Source organism: Dorea sp. YH-dor226, from assembly GCF_039832105.1.
Taxonomy (GTDB): domain Bacteria; phylum Bacillota; class Clostridia; order Lachnospirales; family Lachnospiraceae; genus Dorea_A.
The window spans coordinates 44,589-65,917 of sequence record NZ_JBDOHS010000015.1 but is presented as its reverse complement, the minus strand read 5'-3'; the positions used below and the strand labels follow the sequence as shown (position 1 = coordinate 65,917).

Below are 21,329 nucleotides of genomic sequence, written 5' to 3'. Positions count from 1 at the left end.
GTGAACCAGTATATCATGAAGGATAATGTCAAGGTCAGGTAGTATTCTCTTCGAGAATCTCCACCTTTCCCTTGACATTATCTTGGGGGTGAAGTGTTACCAATCATTGACACCTATACAATTCATAAAAGGCATATGTCAAAAACATTATTGACATATGCCTTTTATAGGGCTATTATATAAGAAAAGCGAGAAAGGAGCAGTTTATGCCGAGACCAGTAAAATGCAGAAAAGTCTGTCATTTCCCCAATGTTTTAGAATTTCTTCCGGCAGATGATACTGAGAAAAAAACACCCATTGTTCTAACGGTAGATGAGTACGAGACAATCCGTCTTTTGGACAAGAAAGGTTACAGTCAGGAGCAGTGTGCAGCATCTATGCAAGTCGCAAGAACAACGGTCCAGCGAATTTACGAGATCGCCAGGAAAAAGATTGCAGATGCACTTATCGACGGGCATCCACTCAAAATTGAGGGCGGAGATTTCAGAATCTGTGACGGTCAGAGCGGCAACTGCAGCTTTGGAGGATGTTACAAACAGGAAATTTACAAAAAATATGCAGCAGAAAAAGGAGAAGGTATCATGAGAATAGCAGTAACATATGAAAATGGACAGATTTTCCAGCACTTTGGACACACAGAGACATTTAAGATTTACGATGTAGAGGAAGGAAAAGTAGTACATTCAGAAGTAGTAGATACGAATGGAAGTGGACATGGCGCATTGGCAGGAGTTCTTAATGCATTGAATGCAGACGTTTTGATTTGTGGCGGAATTGGAGGCGGCGCACAGACAGCGTTAGCGGCAGCAGGCATCAAGCTTTTCGGAGGAGTTTCCGGAGATGCGGATGAAGCAGTAGAAGCTTTTATCAATGAAACACTTGAGTATAATCCGGATGTGAAATGTTCTCATCACGAGCACAACAACGGGGAAGGACATACATGTGGCGAGCATGGATGTGGAAGCCACAGTTGTCATTAAGAAGTGAGATTGCCATCGGATCATAAGATGAAAAAATAAAAGGTATTGATCTATAAAGAGGGAAGGGAACCCGCATCATCAAATTTGCTTGTGATGTCGGGTTCTCTTTTTATTTGCATAATGATATACTTTTATTGTGGTTAGAAAAATAAAGCATGTACAAAACTCATAGGAGAAAGATGTATACTTATGACAACATTTGGTGATAAAATTAGGAAGTTGCGAAAAGAGAAAAAAATGACTCAACAAAAGCTGGGTGATATGGTGGGCGTTTCTCATAGAACAATTCGATCTTGGGAAGTTGAAGGACGATATCCGAAGCAGAGTAGTTTATATCAAAAACTGGCAGATGCATTTCAGTGTCAGGTTTCTTATCTTATGAATGATAATGAAACCGTGTGCTTGGGTAATGATGAGCCAAGTGAATATGCTGGTGCTAAACAGGCAAGGCAGATTCTTGAACAGGTAGCTGCTTTATTTGCCAGTGGAACTATGACCAATGAGGACAAAACTATTTTCATGGATGAGATGACGAGACTTTATCTGGCATCAAAAAAGAACAGAAGAAAATGGTAAGAAGAAATGAACTGTTTTGTTTTCTTGCTTGATAGAAAAGAAGAATAGAACGTATAATAGTGTTAATGATCCAGAGAAGATTGCTCTGGAAATAGAATTATTCGTACCAGTGGTGCGAGTATAGAGTAGGAGTGAAAGAATGGTAGAAGATACTATGTTTTCCGGGGAATCGAAAAATATTGAGTACAAGGTATCCTTACCTGATAAAAGTGAAAAGTACATGAAGACAATCGTAGCTTTTGCCAATACACAAGGTGGCAAGCTGATTGTTGGAGTAGATGATAAAACACACCAGATTGTTGGTGTGGAAAATGATGTGTTGTTTCAGCTGATGGATGGAATTGCCAATGCAGTTTCTGATTCCTGTGTGCCACAGATCATTCCTGATATTGAGCCACAGACAGTAGACGGGAAAACGGTCATTGTTGTATCAGTAGAAGCTGGAAAGAACAGACCGTATTATCTAAAATCAAAGGGAAAAGATAATGGCACTTATATCCGTGTAGCAGGTACATCAAGACAGGCATTTCCGGAGAAGATAAAAGAACTGGAAATGGAAGGGGCCAGAATCTCATGGGATGAGCTTACTTGTGTGGGTTATCCTGTTTCAGAGGAAGCAACAGAGAAACTTTGTCAGGATATTGAAAAGTTCCGGAAGAAAGCAGGAATGTCAGAACATTCTGTAAAGAAAGAGCAGCTGATAAACTGGAAAATTTTGAAGCAGAGCGAGGGACAGCTTCTGGCAACGAATGCCTATGCGTTGCTGACATCAGATTATTTTTCATTCTCCAAAACACAATGTGCGGTATTCAAGGGAACAGATCGTGCAATGTTTCTGGATAAGAGAGAATTTACAGGACCAATCTATACACAAATCGAAGAAGCAGTAGATTTTGTATTGAGAAATATTCGGCTTGGAGCAACAATTGACGGATTGGTGCGAAAAGAGAAATATGAGTTACCACCGGAAGCAATCAGGGAAATGATTATTAATGCCCATTGTCACCGTAACCTATTAGATGAATCCTGTATTCAGGTCGCAGTTTATGATGACAGATTGGAGGTGACATCTCCGGGTGGATTATATAACGGATTAACTTATGAGGAAGTCATGAATGGTCATTCGAAGATCAGGAATAAAGGCATTGCCAATATATTCAGTCAGATGGGACTTGTAGAGGCATGGGGAAGCGGAATAAAAAGAATCCTTAATGCTGCAGAAGAGTATGGACTTCCAAAGCCGAGATTTCAGGAATTTGATAATATGTTTCGGGTAGAGTTGTTCCGAGTCAATCCAATAACTGACCAAGCTAACCAAGCTACTAACCAAGCTAACCAAGATTTAGAGAGATTAGACCAAGTGGAAGATGAAAATGTACTGAGTGAGAAAGAAATAGAAATTCTGAATCTTGTACGTATGCAACCTTCAATCACGCAGAAAGAAATGGCTAATGCGTTAGATTGGAATCTTGCTAGTGTGAAGTATTATATAACCAAATTGAAGGAAAAGAATTATCTGAAGAGGCAGGGAAGTAGCCAAAAAGGGAAATGGGTGATATTAACAAAACGAGATTGACACTTGTATCAATTCGTGTTAAACTATGAAATGTAAGGAGGAGAGAAAGATGCCTAGAAAACCATCATTAGACGGCAAAGATTCTAGTCTGAGAATTAGGATGTCACCAGAGCAAAAAGAAAAGCTAGTATCTTATGCAGAGAGACATTATCAGACTATGAGTAATGTAATATTCCAGGCGTTGGACATTCTTTACGCAAGAGAAGAACAACAAAATAATAAAGAGTAAAATGGAGTTATTTTGGAGTTTATTTCTTCATAAGCGGTGCGAAAAACACAAAAACAGAACACACGTTCGAAATATAAACCTCTAATAACAGCCTTTGCGTGTCATGAAACGCAGTCCGCAAAGGAGTTTGAATAGTATCCGATGGTTTATAAGTGCTATGATTATCCCACAAGTTCATTGTGAACTTGTGGGATTTTTGATATGATAAAACATATAAAGTATCTGATGTGCCAACAGGAATTTAACAGACGTGACTTATATAGCTCGAAGAAATTTTATGAGACTTACTGTGATGATGAATTTGTGTTAACACTGCTGACACAAATTAGTTTGAGCGATTATCTTGCGATTATGTTCAAGGCAAAACCGCAGAGAAGAGACATATTATGGCATCATCACAAAGACTTTGGATATGGATTCTACTGTACGAATCTAAAGAGACAGGCAAAACGATGGGCTTTGACGAAACGTGGAGAATCTGTTGTGAACAGCTATGTATATACGATAAACAGTGATTTGAAAACATTGCATTTTGAAGGGAGTGAAAAGCTATGACAAACAAATATTTCCCGGATGAAGAAATCAAGAAGAATGATGTGTATTTTATTTGTTATATGATTGAACGGGTCGCAAGAAAACTCCATCAGCGTAACAAGTATGTGGTCAATGAGATTGGCAAGAAGAATCTGGAGCATTTGATTAGTGTAGCAAATGTTCTTCATGCGGAAAATCCTTTAGCAGTGGAAGATGACTGGATTGAAGAATATGATCTTGCGTAGGGGAATGTTGATGTTACTGCAGTGGATCCCGAATTGGTAACAACAATTCCCAGTGCAATCCAGATGGGAAAGGTTTATCAGAGGTTGATTTATGATACAATGCTGCCGGGAGAATCAGAAGTGGAAGGTATTATCCGGGTTTATAATGATGAAATCTGTGATGTGATTGATAATTATCATTCTGGATGACTGAGTATTTTCTAGTGTATCCAGATATTCATGTCGGATAATATAGCCAAAGTTATGTTTGAAGCATTGCTTCCGGTAGCATTATCATTAGCTTCGATATTTGTGGCAAAAAAGTATGTATGATCAGGTGCTTCAACGAAGCCAATAAACCATCCATTCACATCCCGTCCATTCACACGTCCGGTTCCGGTTTTTCCATATAATGTTCCGGTAGCGGAAGTGGAAAGGCAGATAGCATCTTTTACCGCATTGATGTTTTCAGGAGCAAAGCCAAAGCTGTTACTCTGTAGTTTTGTTAAAAGTTCGACCTGTTCTACAGGGGAAATCTTTAAGGAAGACTCCAGCCAATAAGTCGAAAAATCACTGTTCATGTTTTGGTTGCCATATCCGATTTTTTGAATATAGTTATGAAGGACAGCAGAACCAAGCTGTTCATCTACTGCCTGGAAATACCAGTTTACAGAAGCACTCATTGCAGATTGCAACGTCTGATCAGCATTCCATGCTTCAAACGGATAGATTTTTCCATTCCATGCAATCAGAGAGTCATCCGGTGTGATGACACCTTCTTCTAATCCAAACAGTGCATCATATATTTTGTAGGTAGAGTCTGGGGAAACCCGCCGGGAAGCATGAGCCGCATTATGGATGCTCCAGGCGTTATTTTTCGGATCGTATAACACGAAGCAGCCTTCGTATTTGTCAAAATACGAAGAAAGATCTACGTAGGAAATATTTTCTGATGAAGCATTCCGCTGATAATGACTTCCATCCGCTGCGTAAGTAGTAGCGAAAGGTGCCAGTCCTGTCACAAGCACGGAAGTCAGTATAAATGCGGTTATACCTTTTAGTCTTTTCATGAATGTTGGCTTTTCATAAGAGGCAATATTTATAATTCGCCGTTTTATCTGCTTCCTGTTCCCGCCAAGACCGGCAGCAAACGGAAAAGGAGACAGGAATATTTTTTCGGCAAAGTTAATCAGTGTATTGCCATAATCCTTGTAATCATCCTCTTCAAGCATATTTAAAACGGACGTATCACAGGCAATTTCTCTGTCATTATGCATTTCTTTTAGTGCGTACCATACAAAAGGATTGAACCAATATATAACGACTGTAAGATTCATCAGATAGCCGGCGAGGGAATCTTTGTGCTTATAATGCTGAAGTTCATGCAGCAGCATATACCGCATATCAGATTTCTTATAATCGGAGATCAGATGAATCGGCAAATAGATTCGAGGACGCAAAAACCCTACAAAAACTGGAGACTTCAAAAATGCGGTGCTGAAGACAGGTACCTCTTTTTTTATGTTCATTTCGTTTTTGCAAGAATCATACAGTCTGCGGACTTCTGGATTCTGAAGGGGGAGTGCGGACTTCTGCATTGTGTGCAGACGGAGAGAAGATTTTAATATCAACAGGATCATGATAAGACTGCCTGTTATCCAAATACCCAGGAATATGTATCCGGTTATGGATGGTGTCCTGCTATTTACAGAAACAGCAAAGTCATTCATCCAACTTATATTTCCAATCAGATCTGCACTTTCCGCTTCGCTCATTTCTGTTCCGGCGTTAATCGAAGGAAAATTCTGTAATCTGTCGAACCAGGGGAAAAGTTCCGGCAATCTGATCAGCGGGAAGGGTACAAAAGGAACCGCCAATAATCCCGGCAGCAGAAACCATAGATGGTACTGCATTCGACTTGACAGGCTGTTTTTGAATATTTTTTTAGCAATCAGGAGTAGGACGATAATACCACTGATAAATACGTTCGATATGAAAAAGCGTATCAAAAAATCAGGCACATCAATTTTCCTCCTTTTTTTGCTTTTCGGAAAGAAGGGAGCGGAGGGTATCTATTTCCGTTTCGGACAGCTTGTCATCTTCGAGATAGGAGGCAAGCATAGATGTAATATGACCATCATAAAAGCGTTTTAAAAAAGTATTGCTTTCCCGGCGGATATATTCGCCTTCTTTTACTAACGGTGTATAAACGAAAACACGGCTTTGCTTTTCATAAGTAAGTGCTTTTTTGGAAACAAGACGTTTGATCAGCGTTTGAATTGTTTTCGGGCTCCAGTTTGTGGTCCGGACCAGCTTTTCTGTAATTTCATTTGTATTAATTGGTGCATACTTCCATACGACTTTCATGACTTCAAACTCTGCTTCCGATATTTGTGGCAGTTCTCTCATGTTGGTTCCTCCTGTTCTTACAGATGTAATAAAAAAAGTATATAACCGGAATTGCTTCTTTGTCAAATATAAATCAAGTAGTTTTTTATTGCTCTTGACAGCTAATGATATTTAGTCATTAATAAGCTCATGAATATTAGCCTTGTTGCAGGAGAAAGTAATAGGGATTGATGGTGGTATATGAACAGGAAGCCGGAGGAAAAACCAGAAAGTATTATAGTCTGACGAAACAGGGCAGAACACTTCTGGAAAAGAAAACGGAAGAATGGAAAGAGTATGCTGCGGCAGTATCGATTGTTCTTGCATTGGAGGTGTAATGGATGGATGAATATTTAAAGACATTGCTGGAACAGATTCGCTGTAAGAAGGCACGACCCTATATCCGACAGGAATTGCAGGATCATATTGAAGATCAGATTGAGGCAAACATTCACGCCGGTATGAATTATGAAGATGCAGAAAAAGAGGCTGTCAGAGATATGGGAGATCCGGTCGAAACGGGGATTTCCCTTGATCGTATTCATAAACCGCAGATTGCATGGAAGCTTCTGGTTATGGTTATCCTGCTTAGTGTTGCCGGAATTATGATCCATCTCATGATTGCCAGACATATAGGTGAGGGAGATGCGTCTGCTTCCGGAAGATACGTGATTCATGTCGTGCTGGGAATTGCAGTCATGTTTTTCCTGTACTTTTTGGATTATACATTATTAGCAAGATCACGGTCATGCCGATTGTGATTTTTCTTGCGGCGTATTGGGGAAATGCTTTCGCACCCTATCAGAAGGCACGTATACAGGCAGTTTTTTCTAATAGTGGGGATGCCGGTTATCTTACAGCAACATTGCGTTCTATATTGACAGCAAATAAATTTGCGGGAAACAGCGGGGTGGATGTAACGGAAATGTTGCCCGCGTATAATGCAGATTATATATTGGCCTATTTATTATCTATGTATGGAATGCTCGCGGCGATTCTTGTATGCTGCATTTTAGCTGTGTTGATTCTTACTGTTTTTCATACAGCCATGAGGCAGAAGAATCAGTTGGGCATGATGATGGGATGTGGCATGATATTTCTTGTAAGCTTTCTGATAAATGTATTGGAAAATGTAGGAGCATTTCCACCGGCAGCAACATTTATGCCATTTTTATCTGCAGGAGGAAGTTATCTTATTGTTTCTTATGGATTAATGGGTATTATGCTGAGCATATACAGATACAAAAATGTTTATCCGCAGCATGTCAGGATTCGCCAGAATAAAAACAGGATTATGAGTAAGGTATCGTGATAATAATGGCACATCTTAACAGGAAAGGTTATAATACATTATCATGACCGAAGAGGAGAGATAAGATGTTGTTAGGAAGTTATTTTCAGGAGGATCTGAAGTATTTGGAATGGTCACGTTGTGGTACGAAAGGTATGTAATCAAGATTTTTATGATAATGTTTTTTCGGATGAAGAAAAGAATCGTCTGATTTCAAAGGAGATAAAAGAAGCCGGATTTGGATCGCTTTGCAGAGACAAGGTGTTTTTATTGTCTGAGAGAGAAGTTCGTTTATTCCTGCTGGGTGAAATGGAGAGGAAATATCTTTCATAGTGATTTTGTGATACGTCCGTGCATTTTAATGAATATTTCTAAGGATAAAAATGACTACCTAGAGTATGATCTTACATATATACAGAAGTTCGCCGGAAAGAGAGAAGAGAAGGAATCGAAGAACGCTACGTTTTTCATGATGTTTTATTGAAAAAATGGAGATTGAACATTCAGTTGGATACAGAGCGGTATTACTTCCTGTCTGTATTTATCGGGGAAGACGGAATCTTTGATAAATATTCACTTGATGAGGAAGGGGCAGAAGATTCTCATTCTGAATTTAAGGAGGAAAGAGAAATTCGAAAAAACTTTATGTGGCAGGTGATGAAGATAAGTATCTGGACGAAATCCTGATTCGATATGCTGCCCAATATGAACCACAGTGTCTCAAAGGACTGATCTTACCATATGTAACAGCTCAGTTTCATTATGATTAATGTATTTAAGCCGCCCAATCGGGCGGTTTTAGACTGTAGATAAAGTCCGCAGGTCTACGGGCAGATAAAATAAAGAGACGTGTTAGAAGATAAAAATCCATCTTCAACATCCTCATTGAATACATCTTCATGTAAAAAGTAATCCATATCAAGAAGGTCATTGTCACGCATTCTTTTAATCATACCTGCTGTCATACCTTCAGGTGGATTTTTGGTGTATTTTTCTCTGAGTTTCTTTACAAGTTCTTTTTCTGTAATAGTGTTCATAAGCATAGTCTCCGTTCGGGATAAGATAAGTTGATTGTATCCAGAACAGAGATGTAAGGTACAGTTTCTTATGTTCAGATTGAGAGGCAGGGGAGTTAAAGTGTCATAGATACTATTTTTACCTTATAGGAAGCAAGAATCTTGGAGATGTTTTTTATAAAAAGATGTATGTACAAAGATGAATATGATATAATGAATCTACGTGAGAAAATAAGGAATATGAAATAAAAGGAGACTAGACGATGGATCGAACAATGGACATACTTTTTGGGCTTTTGGGTGTGGGGTGTGGAGCATATTGCATATATTCCAGTATCCATATGACGAAGACACAGACGATCGATGAGAAGATTTTGCTTGGTAAGGATACAAAGGCATCAAAATGTAAGGACAAAGCAGCATTTCTCAAAGAAGTAATCCCATATGTAGTGATACTCGGAATCGTAGCACTTATCTATGGAGTCATTCAATTGGTGGATGTCGTGATCGGACTTCCGGCAACCTATATCGTGATCGGGCTGGTGGCATTTGTTGTGGCGACAGTTCTGTATGCAATATTTATTCCGCGGGCAGCAAGAAAATATTTTTAAAAAGAATAAAGAAATGTTATGGGAGGAAATGAGGAAATGGAGAAAAAGAAAGGTGTATCCGCTATCGATTTTTTCTGTATCGGTTTCGGCGCAATTGTAGGAGTCGGCTGGGCAGTTTCAATCAACAGCTGGATGAACGGTAGTGGAGGGCCTCTGCCGGCTGCGGCAGGATATATGGTCGCAATGATTCTTATGGTACCGATTGCACTTTGTTATTGTGAGTTGTGTACAATGCTTCCGGTATCCGGTGGTGGTATGGCGTACGCATTTCGTGCGTTCGGTGACAGAATTGCGTTTATTTCCGGATGGGCTGCATTCGGAGCGTTTATTACGATTATTCCGTGGGAGGCAATCTACGTTGTAGATATTCTGAGTATTGTTTTTCCGATCTTAAAAGCGGGATCACCGTTATATACACTGGCAGGAGCGGATATTTACATCGGTCATATTATTCTGGGAACAATTATTTCGGTTGTACTTTATTCGATTAACAAAAAAGGTGTCGCATCATCTGCAACATTGCAAAAAGTACTTTGTATGGCCTTGGTTGGAGCCGGTATCCTTGCAATGATCTGTGCAGCGATCAAGTTTGATATTGGAAACCTTCAGCCGTTCTATGAGAATACAGGAACGGGAAGCCACAGTTCATTTATCGGTGGTATGGCTTCTATCCTCGCATCTGTACCATTCTTCCTTGCAGGATTTGAGACGATCCCTCAGGGAATTGAAAGTGCCGGCGGAGATACGAAAGGAGTAGGAAAAACGGTTGTTATCACAGTTGTACTATCCTGTCTTTTCTACGCATTACTTCTTTTTACGTTAGGCGGAGCTCTTCCATGGAAAGATTTTATCAGATTTTCAAACCCGGCTGCGGCGCTGATGTTCCGCTCACTCTATCCGGGGGGAATTGGAAATATTTTATATGTGCTGATTTTATTCGGTGCGGTCTGCGGTCTCCTTACGACCTGGAACGGATTTATGATGGCATCTTCACAGATTCTCATGGCCATGGCAAGAGTAAGTATTGTGCCATTCAGCTTATCAAGGCAGCACCCGGTGTATAAAACACCGATCAATGCATTGAAGGTCAGCCTGGTTGCATCTCTGATCGGACCGTTTTTAGGAAGTGGTCTAATTGGTGCTCTTACCAGCTTCTCGGCTGCAGGGTATGTTGCAAGCTGGATGATCACAGCGTTTTGCCTGATTGTTCTCAGAAAGAAAGAGCCTGCATTAAAGAGACCATATAAGATCCCGGGCGGTCTGCCGATGGCATGGTTTGCGGCAATCTGTATGACTGGATTATTCATTCTTCTGTTTGTGCCGGGGCAGCCGGTATTCATGGGCGGAGGAGCAATCTTCATTTTTGCGGCATGGATGCTCGCCGGCGGAGTGTTGTACCTGAAGGACTACAGGGCAAGAAAACAGTACTCAACACTTACAAGAGCGGCGTTCCTCTTTGCAAGTATGTCAGAATCAAACTCTACGATTACTTTACCGGGATTTGTGGACAGCTTCGAGAGCGATTACAAGGTTATGTCTTTCGTAGTTCCGAAAGAGGCAGAGTATGCAGGAAAAACACTTACGGAGCTTTACTGGGGACGCAGACAGAATGTATTTATTATTAAGATTGAAAGAAAGACAGAGATTATTCTTGTTCCGGGCGGAAGTACACATGTATATGCCGGTGATCGTGTATTTGCAGTCGGTGTTGCAAAGGCACTCGACAGATTCCGCGATTATCAGGACGTTGGACAAAAATATTCTGTTTCAACACTGAAAGATTTCATGGGGTATGGTGATACAGAGAAACAGTCGCCGCTTAGCTGTATTGAGTACCGCGTATTGCCGACCGATACGTTCTGTGATATGTTGATCCGCGAGTCAAGAATTCAGGATCGTTATCATCTCATGATCGTAGGTCTGAAAACTCCTTACAGTAAGATTCTTGAACTTCCGACTGCTACAACATTGATTGAGGCAGGTGACATCCTCTGGATGATGGGCTCTGAAGATGCGATAGAAGACTTTGAAGAAATCTGCAGACGAAAGGCCGAAGAAAAAGGGGAGAAAACAACTGGATTAGAGGTTTAGATCATATCAGGGATTGTTGTAAATGTTTTTACTATCCTTCTGTATATATGCAATTTTTACAGGAACGCTTCGATGCTGAGTCGCTTACCTCAGCTTTTCCTGTAAAAATTGCATCCTATCAGAATGTTACAAATGCGTTTACAGCAATCCCTGATTATATGATTTAGATCTTGGAAATGGAGGAGAATGATGATGGAAAAACTTCCATGCAGTATTTTTAATGATGTAATCGGACCTGTCATGCGTGGTCCATCCAGTTCTCATGTAGCGGGAGCAGCCAGGATTGCGAATCTTGTGAGGCAGTCAATGCCGGGAAGGATTGTAAAAGCGGTCGTGGATTTTGATATCAATGGATCACTTGCTGCCTCTCATACGGGACATGGAACGGATATGGGATTCGCCTGTGGATTGATGGATATGCCACTTTCAGATCCGGATGTGGATCAGTATGAGAGACTCGCAAAAGAAGCTGGGATAGATATTGAATACCGGATCCTTGACTATGGAGCAGTTCATCCTGGGAATTACCGGATGGAAATTATGGATGAGACGGGAAAAGTACGCCACTGGGAAGCAATCGCTGTGGGTGGTGGAATGATAGAGATGCAGAAACTGGAAGATTTCAGGGTAACGATCTGTGGGGACTTCTATGAACTTCTGGTCATCTGTGATGGAAAAGAACCGGAGAAACAGAAGTATGAGGAGAAAATCAGGAGTCTGACAGGAGACAGTGATTATACGCTGAAAGAAAGTGGATCAGGAAGATTACTGATCAATATGAAATATGCCTCTGCGATCGATGATAAAGTGTTGAAAGCGCTGAAAGAACTGGAAGGAGTTACAGATATCATATACCTGAAACCGGTCCTTCCGACACATTCCGGTGGAGACTGTGCAGTTCCATATTCTACGGCGGAAGAACTTCTGGAATATGCAGATATGCATCCGATGGAAGCCTGGGAGTATGGCGTATATTACGAAAGCTGCAGAGGAGGCACAACGAAAGAGGCGGTCATTGACCGGATGAATGAGATACTGAAGATTATGGAGAATGCAGTAGACGGTGGACTGGACGGGACACAGTATCAGGACAGGATTCTGGGAGCACAGTCGCAGAAGATAGACCAGGCAGAGAAGGAAGGGAAGCTGGTTCCGTGTACTCCGCTTAATATGGTCATCAAATCAATTACCGCCGTCATGGAAACCAAAAGCTCCATGGGATTGATTGTAGCAGCACCGACATGTGGCTCCTGCGGATGTCTTCCCGGTACGATCATCGGTCTGGGACGTGCCATGGATCTTTCCCGGGAAGAGATGATGAAAGGATTGTTTGTTGCAGGACTGATCGGTGTGTTTTTTGCGGAGCAGGCGACATTTTCGGCGGAAGTCGGAGGATGTCAGGTGGAATGTGGAGCGGGATCTGGTATGGCCGCTGCTGCAGTCGTACAGATGATGGGCGGCACCATCTGGCAGTGTGTGGATGCTGCATCTGTCGCGCTGCAGAACATCACAGGACTTGCATGTGATCCGGTCGGTAATCGTGTGGAGGTTCCTTGTCTTGGGAAAAATATCATGGGCGGAAGCAATGCAATCTCCAGCGCCAATATGATCCTTGCCGGATATGATAAAGTGATCCCGCTGGATGAGACGATTCAGGCGATCTACGAGATCGGGCGTTCTCTGCCGCTGGAGCTTCGGTGTACTTTCGGAGGGCTTGGCAAGACAAGAACAGCGTTGGAGATCCTGAAGAAAACAGAGAGGCATTTTAAAGAGGATGCAGACTGTTCTGGGTGTTTTTAAATGAAGAAGCATATTTTTTTGGTGATATTCCGAATTCGTCTTTAAATACACGGCTAAAGTAGTACTGATCGCAGAAGCCTGTTTGTACGCTGATTTCCTCCATTTTTAACTGTGTTGTTGTCAGGAGTTCACGGGCGTGATTCAAACGAATTTGTCTGAGATAGTGAAAAATAGTATAACCGGTTTCGCGTTTGAATCGCCTGTTCAGGGAATCAAAATTGACACCCAAGTACTCAGATATCTGCTTTCCGGTGATGGGTTCTGAGTAGTTAAGATGAAGGTATTGTATTAACGCATAGATATCGTTATGGCTTTCAGATGAGGAAGCAGCCGGAGGTTCCCGGAGGAGATGGGCTACAAAATCTCTGGAAATCAGTATCAGTATCTGAATAAACAGAGAAGAGCACATCAGTTTGTAGTGAGACAGATGTTTGCTCTCTAATATTTCGAGTTCATTTATATGGAGGCGGATCTGCTGTAAAGTAGAATGAGAGTATATATGGCGGTCTTTGGGTACGAAGAGTTTATATCTGGTATAGGAATCTTCGCCAAAAGGATCACATTGATAAGAAAGCTTATTGTTATCAATTATGATCTGCATGATCTGTGAGATTTCATGGCAGTCCCAGCTGTCCAGACAATTGGGGGAAAAATGAATGTAATAATATTCGCATTGAGAAGTCTGATATCCATAATGTACGTGGCCCGGCTGAAGAAAAATGTAATCTCCCTGTCTTAGCAGATACCTGGCATCGTCTTCCTGCAGATACATCTCACCGGAAAGAATGATGAAGAGCACGTATTCATCCAGGATACGCCTGGGGTGTTTCCAATGCTCAGGAGTGGTACATTTGTTCATGAATGTTATGTGTGGTAATACAGTTGAACGAAAGCTAAAATACATATTTGATATCTCCGTTATAAAGTTTATTTGTTATTGTAACAGAGAAATAGAAAAAGAGCAATTGTCGCTGTGACACAAAAAAGTGTAGACGACACGCATTTACTTGTCCGGATGATTCATTATAATAATTCATAGAATGATATCATAAATAATGGAGGAGAAAGAATATGTATCAGGCCAGTGAAAAACGTTATGACAACATGAAGTATTTAAGATGTGGAAGGAGCGGACTGTTTTTGCCAAGAATAGCACTTGGACTCTGGCATAATTTTGGCTCTTGTGACTGCTTTGATAATATGAAGGAAATGCTTTTTGAGGCATTTGATCAGGGGATTACACATTTTGATCTTGCGAATAATTATGGCCCTGTTCCCGGCTCTGCAGAAGAAAATCTGGGAAGAATTATGGAAAGCGACCTGCGCCCCTACAGAGATGAACTGATCATATCAACCAAAGCGGGATTTGATATGTGGCCGGGACCGTATGGGGATATGGGATCCAGAAAATATCTGATGGCAAGTATCGACCAAAGTCTGAAACGTATGAAATTAGATTATGTTGATATCTTTTATCATCATCGTGCGGATCCGGATACTCCGCTTGAAGAGACCATGGGAGCGTTATCAGACATCGTAAAACAAGGAAAAGCTCTGTATGTGGGATTATCGAATTACAATGCAGAACAGGTGAGGGAAGCAGCGAAGATATTGAAAGATAACGGCACACCATTGTTGATTGTGCAGCCGTTTTACAATATGTTGGAAAGATGGGCGGAAGAGTCAGGACTACTCGATACCGCTGCGGATGTTGGTGCAGGAGTGATCTGTTACAGCCCTCTGGCACAGGGAGTATTGACCGATCGGTATCTGAACGGAATCCCGAAGGACAGCCGTGCATCCAGAAATCATTTTTTACAGAAGGACAGTATTACAGAACATAAAGTGGAAACTGTAAGAAAATTACAGGAAGTTGCAGCTGGTCGCGGACAGAGTCTTGCAGAGATGGCATTGTGCTGGAATCTCCGCAAAGATAAGGTGACAACTGTATTGATGGGAGCAAGTCGAAAAGAGCAGATTACGAATAATGTAAAGATTGTAAATCAATTAGAGTTTACAAACCAGGAATTAATGGCAATAGAAGCTATTTTAAAAGAATATTAAAATACAGGGTGAAAGCGTATGGATAAAATAAAGGTATTAGTGTTAGGATTGGGAAATTTCGGACACAGCTGGGCTGCAGATGTATTGCCTGCATGTCAGGAATGTGCCGACCTTGTTGGTGTTGTAGAAAAGCAAAAGGATAAATGGCAGGGAATAGCAGAACAGGTCCCCAAATATGAAAATCTGGTTGAGGCACTGGAGAAAACAAAACCGGATCTGGTTATTAATGTCACTCCACCGAATCTGCATTCCGAAATATGTACATTCCTTTTGAAAAAGCATATTGCAGTATTATGCGAGAAGCCGATAGCAGATACTTATGAAAATGCCTTGAGGATGGGACAGATTTTAAAAGAGACACAGGGATTTTTGATGATCGGAGAAAATTATCGGTATCATGCCGTGTTTCGTGAAGCGGGAAAGATTCTGAAAACAGAGCATTTGGGTAGTATACACCATATACAATGTATGTTCAGGCATTATCATCCGGATTACAGTATGTTTTATCATGGGGCATTGGAACATCCGCTTCTGGAGGATGTGACGATTCATCATCTGGATCTTGCTCGTTTTTTAACCGGAAAAGAGCCTGTCAGAGTATGGTGCAGAGAATTTCCGGCAGATTACAGCTGGTATGCAAAAAGACCTGCCAGTGCAGATATCGTTACTGAGATGACAGATCATGTTATTTTCCACTACAATGGCACATTGGCTTCTCCGGTATCTTCCACAGACTGGAATGGAAACTGGGAAGTAGAATGTGAGAATGGTGTGATGCGAATAGAAACAGGTAAAATATATGTATTGCTGGATGGAGAAAAAAAGGAAGTCTATTCTGAGAAGCAGGAAGAAGATTCAAGAATTGCCATGCTTCGGGAAGCATGCGAAGCCTTAAGAGAAAATCGAAAAGCAGAAACGGATTATCTGGATAATTTCAAAAGCTTCAACTGGATGCAAAAAGCGATTCAGGCATCGAAGCAACAGGAATGGATTGTCGTGAATGAGTAGAGAAGGAAGGGAGATTTATGAAAATACATAATTTCTTAGAATGTAAGATGCATGATGAAAAGATCCATGAAGGGAAAGGGATATGTCAACATTCTACGGTATTCACAGGAGAGGAGATAGAAGCGCCGGTCAGTTTTATTAATTATACCATTATCCCGCCGGCATCCAGTTTTGGTTTACATACGCATGGTAAGAACAATGAATTCTATGTTTTGCTGGAAGGGGAAGGAGTGTACCAGCAGGATGGAAAGGAAATCAGAGTAAAAAGAGGGGATATCATGATGAATCAGCCTTATGCACAGCATGGCATCTATAATACAGGGAAAGAAGATATGAAATTACTGGTGTTTGAAGTTGCGATTGTATAATTATGAGAGGTAGTTGCTGATAAAATGGGTAAGTTTACATTAGAAGTGTGCGTGGATTCGGTGGAATCTGCACTGGCAGCTGTACGTGGAGGAGCGGACAGGCTGGAGTTGTGCGGTAATCTGATCATAGGTGGAACGACTCCGGAGGCAGGCCTGTTTGAAGAGATCCGTCAGGTGTCGGATATCAGGACTTATGTTCTGATCCGTCCCAGATATGGGGATTTCTGTTATTCGGACTATGAGTTTCGGGTGATGGCAAGAGCTGTCCGGAAGTTTCGTATGCTTGGTGCCGAGGGAGTCGTCATAGGGATTCTGAAGCCGGACGGAAGCCTGGATATGGAGAGAATGCGGCAGCTGATGGAAGAAGCCGAAGATATGTCGGTTACGCTTCACCGGGCGTTTGATGTCTGTGTCGATCCTTTTGAGACGATGGAGCAGGCAAAGGAATTAGGAATTGATACCATTCTGACATCGGGACAGCAGAATCACTGCCTGGACGGAAAGGATCTGCTGCGGGAACTGGTTCGTCGGGAAGACGGGAAGATCACCATACAGGTCGGAGCGGGAGTGGATGCCCGGACGATTCGAATTTTGCAGCCATATACGGGAGCACATGCATTTCACATGTCAGGTAAAAAGAATATTCAGAGTTCAATGACCTATCGCAAAGAGGGGATCAATATGGGGTTTTCTGCATTTAGTGAATATGAGATTATTCGGACAGAAGAGAAATATATACGAGAAGCACGCATGGAATTGTTATGAAATGAATTTTGGGGGGGAAGAATCCTGCAAAATTGAAGAAAAAAATATGCCTTTTGAATGATATTCTACTTTATTTCAGTAACAGTTACATATATAATGGTAATAGTGATGTCAAAAGACGATTACATTATATAATTTATCAGGAAGTATGTGTATGCTTACAGGATTTAAAAACGCTGTAGAAGTTGATTTTTCTTTAGAAGAAAATCAGAAAAAAATTATGGACGCCTTTCGTCAGATTGAAAGTGAAAAGGGTACGGTGTATCCGTTAGTCATCGGAGGAGAGCGCATTACAACGAATCAGACCATTACATCTTATAATCCGGCAAATAAAGAAGTGCTTGGTTCAGTGTGTGCATGTACAGCAGAGCTTGCTGATCAGGCAATTCATACGGCGAATAAGGCATTTGCAGCGTGGAGCCATACGACGGTCGATGAACGTGTCCGTACGCTTCGAAAACTTGCTACATTATTGATTGAAAACCGGTTCTATATCGATGCGTGGAACGTTTTAGAGAGCGGAAAAAACTGGGGCGAAGCCGACGGCGAGCTTTGCGAACAGTTAGACTTTATCAATTCCTATGTAATGCATATTCAGAATCTGGATAAAGGTTTAGAGCTTGTTCCGACGGACGAACACACAAAATGTATCTATATTCCGATTGGTGTGGGTGTGGCACTTCCACCATGGAACTTCCCGGTTTCTCTGTCAGCCGGTATGGTTGTTTCTGCGGTAGTTACCGGTAATACAATCTGTGTAAAACCATCTTCCGATACACCGATCGTTGCCTATAAGCTGCAGGAGTTATGTGAAAAGGCCGGAATCCCGGCAGGTGTTGTAAACTATATTCCGGGACAGGGATCTGAGATTGGCGATCTGCTGGTTGAACATCCATTGACCAGATTTATCAATTTTACAGGTTCAAAAGCTGTCGGATGCAGAATATATGAGCACGCTGCAAAAGTATCTCCCGGACAGAAGTGGCTGAAGAGAGTTGTTGCTGAGATGGGAGGAAAGAATGCAATTATCGTTGATTCTTCTGCAAATATTCAGAAAGCCGCACAGGGAGTTGTCAGTTCTGCATTTACGTTCCAGGGACAAAAATGCTCCGCTTGCTCACGTGCGATTGTGTTAGACGATGTATACGATGCATTTGTTGAAGCAGTTGTGGAAGAAACGAAAAAGTTAAAGGAAAGTCAGGGACCGGGTCAGGAAAACTGTGCAATTGGTCCGGTTGTCAATAAAGCTTCTTTCGATAAGATTACGGGCTATGTGGAGATAGCAAGAGAAGAAGGAAACATTGTCTATGGTGGAACCTACAGTGATGAGACAGGATATTTTGTTGATCCGACTGTTGTAAGAGATATCACAAGAGAGGCGCGTATTGCGAATGAAGAGATCTTTGGACCGGTTCTTGCTGTAATCAAGGTCAATACTTTTGATGAAGCTCTGGATGTTGCAAATCAGACAGAATATGCACTGACCGGCTCCGTATACAGTGAGACACGTGAAAATGTGATAAAAGCGAAAAAGACATTCCATGTTGGTAATCTGTATTTCAATCGGAAGTCAACTGCTGCTGTTGTACTTCAGCATCCATTCGGAGGATTCAATCTCTCTGGTACAGATGCAAAGACAGGAACAGCTGATTATCTGAGAAACTTTATGAATTTGAAATCCATTACAGAGGATCTTACAGACTAGTAACTGATACAAACAGACAGTACATACAAGAGGGATGTGACTCATATGAGTTGCATCCCTTAAAATATATATCAGGACTTTAAGAACCTTTATTGTTTTCATACTTTGTATAAGGTATAATTGATACAATCGGTTGAGAAAATACAGATAGAATGGAGAAATGTAATGAAACGTAATCTGAAGGAAATAGGCTTACGAGTCGTGATATTATTGGTGGGACTTGTAATTGCGCATTTTGGTGTAACTTTATTTCTACTTGTTAATCTGGGGACAGATCCATTTAATGTGCTGGTTCAGGGAGTTTTCCGTACGTTGGAACGCTGTCTGCACTGGGAAGTTTTGACGCATGGGCGAGTACATATTGTGATTTGCTTTCTGATTATTTTGGTGCTGCTGGTTGTTGACCGCTCATACATAAAGATTGGGACACTTCTCTGTATGATATGTGGAGGGCCGATCATTGACTTTTTCAATGGAATTCTGGAGGTCTTCTTTGTAGAAGCTCATCCTTTGTGGCTGAATCTGCTTCTTCTGGCTACGGCCTGTGCGATTCTTGCATTTGGTATGACGATTGTAATCAAGTCAGATGCGGGTACAGGGCCGAATGACCTGGTGGCAGTTGTGGCCAGCGATAAGCTACATAAGAAGTTCAGCATTGTCAGGATTATTGTAGATGTGACATTTGTAGTGATCGGATTTCTGTTGGGAGGGTCTGTCGGAATCGGAACGATTGTCTGTGCCTGTCTTGTAGGACCGGTAGCGGGAATATTTCTTCCGATCAATGAAAAATGGATCACGAAACTGACGCGTAGATATTGTGAATCATAGAAGATATACCAGGAGGATCGTTATGCCAGAATTATCAAAACGAACAGAAGTATTTACTGATTCCGTGATCCGGCGGATGACCAGAGTATCACTGGAATACGGGGCAGTCAATCTGTCGCAGGGCTTTCCGGATTTTGAGCCGCCGACAGAGATTACAGACCGGCTGGCAGAAGTGGCTGCTGAAGGACCGCATCAGTATGCATTGACCTGGGGAGCACAGAACTTCAGGGAGGCACTTGCGAAGAAGCAGGAACATTTTTCCGGAATGAAAGTAGATCCGGATCGGGAGATCGTGGTGACCTGTGGAAGCACAGAGGCGATGATGGCGGCAATGATGACAGTATGCAATCCGGGAGATAAGGTGGTGGTGTTTTCCCCATTTTATGAAAATTATGGTGCGGATGCCATCTTAAGCGGTGCTGAACCAATCTATGTTCCACTGAAACCACCGACATTCTGTTTCGATGCGGAGGAACTGGAGCACGCTATGAAGCAGCCGGGAGTCAAGGCATTGATCCTGTGCAATCCCTCCAACCCTTGTGGAAAGGTATTTACAAAAGAGGAATTGTCTGTGATTGCAGAGCTTGCCATTCGTTATGATCTCTTTGTAATCACGGATGAGGTATATGAGCATATTCTGTACAAGCCGTATGAACACGTATACATGGCGACGCTTCCGGGTATGCGGGAGCGGACGATCATCTGCAATTCTCTGTCAAAAACATATTCGATTACCGGGTGGCGGCTGGGATATGTGATTGCCTGTCCGGAAGTGATCGAAAGAGTGAAGAAGGTTCACGATTTTCTGACGGTGGGTGCAGCGGCTCCGCTGATGGAAGCGGCTGTCACAGGCCTTCAGTTTGGTGATGAATACTATGAATGGCTTCAGAAGAAATATACGCATATGAAGGAAGTATTTGTCGGGGGACTTAAAGACATTGGACTGACCTGTACGGAACCGCAGGGCGCTTACTACGTGCTGGTGGATATCGGGGAATTCGGGTATGATAATGATGAAGAATTCTGTGTGGATCTGGCAAAGAAAGTCGGCGTGGGAGCCGTTCCGGGTTCCAGCTTCTTCCGGGAGCCGGTCAATCATCTGATTCGGTTTCATTTTGCAAAACAGGATGAGACACTGTATAAGGCACTGGATCGATTGTCCGGGATTCATGTGCTGAAACGATAAGGGAATAAAGAGCATAAGCCTCCGGCATCGGGCTGCGAATGTAGAATTCCAGACTGAAAGTCCGGAGGCCTTTTCATGCTTGGTTATGT

The 21,329-nt window shown here is 41.9% G+C and carries 25 protein-coding genes; 21 read left to right on the top strand and 4 right to left on the bottom strand.

Going from position 1 to position 21,329, the window contains the following annotated elements:
* Window positions 1-206: 206 nt before the first annotated feature.
* The 7 genes from ABE547_RS11950 to ABE547_RS11920 all read left to right on the top strand — a co-directional run bounded on the left by ABE547_RS11950 (window position 207) and on the right by ABE547_RS11920 (window position 4,329).
* Window positions 207-980, top strand: a complete 774-nt coding sequence (locus ABE547_RS11950; RefSeq protein WP_055195155.1) for a NifB/NifX family molybdenum-iron cluster-binding protein — start codon at window positions 207-209, stop codon at window positions 978-980.
* 189 nt (window positions 981-1,169) lie between these two features.
* Entirely contained in the window at window positions 1,170-1,556 is a 387-nt protein-coding gene (locus ABE547_RS11945; protein WP_044924454.1) for a helix-turn-helix transcriptional regulator, read from the top strand.
* 139 nt (window positions 1,557-1,695) lie between these two features.
* A complete protein-coding gene (locus ABE547_RS11940) occupies window positions 1,696-3,132 on the top strand; it encodes a helix-turn-helix domain-containing protein (protein WP_073106959.1) in 1,437 nt (478 codons plus the stop codon).
* A gap of 49 nt (window positions 3,133-3,181) precedes the next feature.
* Complete coding sequence (locus tag ABE547_RS11935; RefSeq protein WP_008705291.1) at window positions 3,182-3,361, top strand: hypothetical protein; 180 nt, start codon at window positions 3,182-3,184, stop codon at window positions 3,359-3,361.
* Window positions 3,362-3,562: 201 nt separating this feature from the next.
* On the top strand, window positions 3,563-3,916 hold the full coding sequence (locus tag ABE547_RS11930; protein WP_347379002.1) for a DUF3990 domain-containing protein: 354 nt from the start codon (window positions 3,563-3,565) through the stop codon (window positions 3,914-3,916).
* Complete coding sequence (locus ABE547_RS11925; RefSeq protein ID WP_347379001.1) at window positions 3,913-4,140, top strand: hypothetical protein; 228 nt, start codon at window positions 3,913-3,915, stop codon at window positions 4,138-4,140. Before ABE547_RS11930 ends, ABE547_RS11925 begins: the two co-directional genes overlap by 4 nt.
* A 21-nt stretch (window positions 4,141-4,161) precedes the next feature.
* On the top strand, window positions 4,162-4,329 hold the full coding sequence (locus ABE547_RS11920) for a hypothetical protein (protein WP_347379000.1): 168 nt from the start codon (window positions 4,162-4,164) through the stop codon (window positions 4,327-4,329).
* 11 nt (window positions 4,330-4,340) lie between these two features.
* Here the strand turns inward: ABE547_RS11920 and ABE547_RS11915 are convergent, their stop codons facing one another.
* Both ABE547_RS11915 and ABE547_RS11910 read right to left on the bottom strand, forming a co-directional pair.
* Window positions 4,341-6,140 carry a BlaR1 family beta-lactam sensor/signal transducer gene (locus ABE547_RS11915; protein WP_347378999.1) on the bottom strand — a complete coding sequence of 600 codons (1,800 nt, stop codon included), beginning with the start codon at window positions 6,138-6,140 and terminating at the stop codon, window positions 4,341-4,343.
* A 1-nt stretch (window position 6,141) separates the two neighbouring features.
* Entirely contained in the window at window positions 6,142-6,528 is a 387-nt protein-coding gene (locus ABE547_RS11910; RefSeq protein WP_347378998.1) for a BlaI/MecI/CopY family transcriptional regulator, read from the bottom strand.
* 167 nt (window positions 6,529-6,695) lie between these two features.
* Here ABE547_RS11910 and ABE547_RS11905 point away from each other — a divergent pair, with 167 nt between their 5' ends.
* From ABE547_RS11905 to ABE547_RS11890, 4 genes are all read left to right on the top strand, one after another.
* Window positions 6,696-6,845: a hypothetical protein gene (locus tag ABE547_RS11905; RefSeq protein ID WP_347378997.1), complete on the top strand. Its 150-nt coding sequence runs from the start codon at window positions 6,696-6,698 to the stop codon at window positions 6,843-6,845.
* Window positions 6,846-6,848: 3 nt separating this feature from the next.
* Window positions 6,849-7,268, top strand: a complete 420-nt coding sequence (locus ABE547_RS11900; protein ID WP_347378996.1) for a permease prefix domain 1-containing protein — start codon at window positions 6,849-6,851, stop codon at window positions 7,266-7,268.
* A complete protein-coding gene (locus tag ABE547_RS11895; RefSeq protein ID WP_347378995.1) occupies window positions 7,256-7,819 on the top strand; it encodes an FtsW/RodA/SpoVE family cell cycle protein in 564 nt (187 codons plus the stop codon). Before ABE547_RS11900 ends, ABE547_RS11895 begins: the two co-directional genes overlap by 13 nt.
* A gap of 459 nt (window positions 7,820-8,278) precedes the next feature.
* A complete protein-coding gene (locus tag ABE547_RS11890) occupies window positions 8,279-8,485 on the top strand; it encodes a hypothetical protein (protein WP_347378994.1) in 207 nt (68 codons plus the stop codon).
* 137 nt (window positions 8,486-8,622) lie between these two features.
* Here the strand turns inward: ABE547_RS11890 and ABE547_RS11885 are convergent, their stop codons facing one another.
* Entirely contained in the window at window positions 8,623-8,835 is a 213-nt protein-coding gene (locus tag ABE547_RS11885; RefSeq protein WP_347378993.1) for a hypothetical protein, read from the bottom strand.
* A gap of 242 nt (window positions 8,836-9,077) precedes the next feature.
* On the opposite strand from ABE547_RS11885, the gene ABE547_RS11880 reads away from it, so the two are divergent.
* From ABE547_RS11880 to ABE547_RS11870, 3 genes are all read left to right on the top strand, one after another.
* Window positions 9,078-9,425, top strand: a complete 348-nt coding sequence (locus ABE547_RS11880; RefSeq protein WP_347378992.1) for a hypothetical protein — start codon at window positions 9,078-9,080, stop codon at window positions 9,423-9,425.
* 36 nt (window positions 9,426-9,461) lie between these two features.
* On the top strand, window positions 9,462-11,516 hold the full coding sequence (locus ABE547_RS11875) for an amino acid permease (protein ID WP_347378991.1): 2,055 nt from the start codon (window positions 9,462-9,464) through the stop codon (window positions 11,514-11,516).
* A gap of 186 nt (window positions 11,517-11,702) precedes the next feature.
* A complete protein-coding gene (locus tag ABE547_RS11870; RefSeq protein ID WP_347378990.1) occupies window positions 11,703-13,316 on the top strand; it encodes an L-serine ammonia-lyase, iron-sulfur-dependent, subunit alpha in 1,614 nt (537 codons plus the stop codon).
* Here the strand turns inward: ABE547_RS11870 and ABE547_RS11865 are convergent.
* Window positions 13,282-14,175, bottom strand: a complete 894-nt coding sequence (locus ABE547_RS11865; protein ID WP_347379003.1) for an AraC family transcriptional regulator — start codon at window positions 14,173-14,175, stop codon at window positions 13,282-13,284. The genes ABE547_RS11870 and ABE547_RS11865 overlap by 35 nt on opposite strands.
* Before the next feature lie 212 nt (window positions 14,176-14,387).
* On the opposite strand from ABE547_RS11865, the gene ABE547_RS11860 reads away from it, so the two are divergent.
* From ABE547_RS11860 to ABE547_RS11830, 7 genes are all read left to right on the top strand, one after another.
* Window positions 14,388-15,380 carry an aldo/keto reductase gene (locus ABE547_RS11860; protein WP_347378989.1) on the top strand — a complete coding sequence of 331 codons (993 nt, stop codon included), beginning with the start codon at window positions 14,388-14,390 and terminating at the stop codon, window positions 15,378-15,380.
* 18 nt (window positions 15,381-15,398) lie between these two features.
* Window positions 15,399-16,388, top strand: a complete 990-nt coding sequence (locus ABE547_RS11855) for a Gfo/Idh/MocA family oxidoreductase (protein ID WP_347378988.1) — start codon at window positions 15,399-15,401, stop codon at window positions 16,386-16,388.
* A gap of 17 nt (window positions 16,389-16,405) precedes the next feature.
* The gene (locus ABE547_RS11850) at window positions 16,406-16,756 is read left to right on the top strand and encodes a cupin domain-containing protein (RefSeq protein WP_347378987.1); all 351 of its coding nucleotides are present in this window, start codon (window positions 16,406-16,408) and stop codon (window positions 16,754-16,756) included.
* A 24-nt stretch (window positions 16,757-16,780) separates the two neighbouring features.
* On the top strand, window positions 16,781-17,521 hold the full coding sequence (locus ABE547_RS11845) for a copper homeostasis protein CutC (RefSeq protein ID WP_347378986.1): 741 nt from the start codon (window positions 16,781-16,783) through the stop codon (window positions 17,519-17,521).
* 154 nt (window positions 17,522-17,675) lie between these two features.
* The gene (locus tag ABE547_RS11840; RefSeq protein ID WP_347378985.1) at window positions 17,676-19,226 is read left to right on the top strand and encodes an L-glutamate gamma-semialdehyde dehydrogenase; all 1,551 of its coding nucleotides are present in this window, start codon (window positions 17,676-17,678) and stop codon (window positions 19,224-19,226) included.
* Window positions 19,227-19,391: 165 nt separating this feature from the next.
* Entirely contained in the window at window positions 19,392-20,054 is a 663-nt protein-coding gene (locus ABE547_RS11835) for a hypothetical protein (RefSeq protein WP_347378984.1), read from the top strand.
* 22 nt (window positions 20,055-20,076) lie between these two features.
* A complete protein-coding gene (locus ABE547_RS11830) occupies window positions 20,077-21,240 on the top strand; it encodes an aminotransferase class I/II-fold pyridoxal phosphate-dependent enzyme (RefSeq protein ID WP_347378983.1) in 1,164 nt (387 codons plus the stop codon).
* The last annotated feature ends 89 nt before the right edge of the window (window positions 21,241-21,329 follow it).

What these genes read in the sequence shown, in the direction of transcription:
- ABE547_RS11850 (WP_347378987.1), top strand. Translation starts at nt 16,406, where the DNA reads ATGAAAATACATAATTTCTTAGAATGTAAGATGCATGATGAAAAGATC.
- ABE547_RS11860 (WP_347378989.1), top strand. Translation starts at nt 14,388, where the DNA reads ATGTATCAGGCCAGTGAAAAACGTTATGACAACATGAAGTATTTAAGA.
- ABE547_RS11830 (WP_347378983.1), top strand. Translation starts at nt 20,077, where the DNA reads ATGCCAGAATTATCAAAACGAACAGAAGTATTTACTGATTCCGTGATC.
- ABE547_RS11935 (WP_008705291.1), top strand. Translation starts at nt 3,182, where the DNA reads ATGCCTAGAAAACCATCATTAGACGGCAAAGATTCTAGTCTGAGAATT.
- ABE547_RS11910 (WP_347378998.1), bottom strand. Translation starts at nt 6,528, where the DNA reads ATGAGAGAACTGCCACAAATATCGGAAGCAGAGTTTGAAGTCATGAAA.
- ABE547_RS11845 (WP_347378986.1), top strand. Translation starts at nt 16,781, where the DNA reads ATGGGTAAGTTTACATTAGAAGTGTGCGTGGATTCGGTGGAATCTGCA.
- ABE547_RS11940 (WP_073106959.1), top strand. Translation starts at nt 1,696, where the DNA reads ATGGTAGAAGATACTATGTTTTCCGGGGAATCGAAAAATATTGAGTAC.
- ABE547_RS11895 (WP_347378995.1), top strand. Translation starts at nt 7,256, where the DNA reads ATGCCGATTGTGATTTTTCTTGCGGCGTATTGGGGAAATGCTTTCGCA.
- ABE547_RS11885 (WP_347378993.1), bottom strand. Translation starts at nt 8,835, where the DNA reads ATGAACACTATTACAGAAAAAGAACTTGTAAAGAAACTCAGAGAAAAA.
- ABE547_RS11950 (WP_055195155.1), top strand. Translation starts at nt 207, where the DNA reads ATGCCGAGACCAGTAAAATGCAGAAAAGTCTGTCATTTCCCCAATGTT.
- ABE547_RS11900 (WP_347378996.1), top strand. Translation starts at nt 6,849, where the DNA reads ATGGATGAATATTTAAAGACATTGCTGGAACAGATTCGCTGTAAGAAG.
- ABE547_RS11865 (WP_347379003.1), bottom strand. Translation starts at nt 14,175, where the DNA reads ATGAACAAATGTACCACTCCTGAGCATTGGAAACACCCCAGGCGTATC.
- ABE547_RS11835 (WP_347378984.1), top strand. Translation starts at nt 19,392, where the DNA reads ATGAAACGTAATCTGAAGGAAATAGGCTTACGAGTCGTGATATTATTG.
- ABE547_RS11840 (WP_347378985.1), top strand. Translation starts at nt 17,676, where the DNA reads ATGCTTACAGGATTTAAAAACGCTGTAGAAGTTGATTTTTCTTTAGAA.
- ABE547_RS11870 (WP_347378990.1), top strand. Translation starts at nt 11,703, where the DNA reads ATGATGATGGAAAAACTTCCATGCAGTATTTTTAATGATGTAATCGGA.
- ABE547_RS11880 (WP_347378992.1), top strand. Translation starts at nt 9,078, where the DNA reads ATGGATCGAACAATGGACATACTTTTTGGGCTTTTGGGTGTGGGGTGT.
- ABE547_RS11945 (WP_044924454.1), top strand. Translation starts at nt 1,170, where the DNA reads ATGACAACATTTGGTGATAAAATTAGGAAGTTGCGAAAAGAGAAAAAA.
- ABE547_RS11855 (WP_347378988.1), top strand. Translation starts at nt 15,399, where the DNA reads ATGGATAAAATAAAGGTATTAGTGTTAGGATTGGGAAATTTCGGACAC.
- ABE547_RS11930 (WP_347379002.1), top strand. Translation starts at nt 3,563, where the DNA reads ATGATAAAACATATAAAGTATCTGATGTGCCAACAGGAATTTAACAGA.
- ABE547_RS11925 (WP_347379001.1), top strand. Translation starts at nt 3,913, where the DNA reads ATGACAAACAAATATTTCCCGGATGAAGAAATCAAGAAGAATGATGTG.
- ABE547_RS11875 (WP_347378991.1), top strand. Translation starts at nt 9,462, where the DNA reads ATGGAGAAAAAGAAAGGTGTATCCGCTATCGATTTTTTCTGTATCGGT.